The 337-nt window shown below is 46.0% G+C and carries 1 tRNA gene and 1 rRNA gene; both read right to left on the bottom strand.

Annotation, left to right across the window (positions count from 1 at the left end):
• Positions 1-140: 140 nt before the first annotated feature.
• Positions 141-214: transfer RNA gene (locus ACTNCH_RS12840), tRNA-Ile, on the bottom strand.
• Between the two features lie 8 nt (positions 215-222).
• Positions 223-337, bottom strand: a 5S ribosomal RNA gene (rrf, locus tag ACTNCH_RS12835); the annotation flags it as partial.

Genomic DNA, 337 nt, shown 5'->3' with positions numbered 1-337 from the left:
TTTTAGGATAATCACCTCGGATGTCTTGTGTTAAATTCATTCTAAGGATTGAATTTAACTTGTAGATATTTCAGTATATAGTTTTCAAGGTACAATGTAAATCTTGGTGTCGACATTCACAGATTTATGAATTTCGACAATGGGCTTAAGTGGACTCGAACCACCGACCTCACGCTTATCAGGCGTGCGCTCTAACCGGCTGAGCTATAAGCCCGGTTATCAATCCGGCAGCCACCTGCTCTCCCATATCGTCTCCAACATAGTACCATCGGCCGCTTAGGTCTTAACCATCGTGTTCGGGATGGGAACGGGTGTGTCCCCTAAGCGCATCGCCACC

This window comes from Candidatus Merdisoma sp. HCP28S3_D10, assembly GCF_052065835.1.
In the GTDB taxonomy this organism is placed as follows: Bacteria; Bacillota; Clostridia; order Lachnospirales; family Lachnospiraceae; genus Laedolimicola.
The sequence above is the reverse complement of the archived record's forward strand: the minus strand, read 5'-3'. Positions and strand labels throughout refer to the sequence as shown.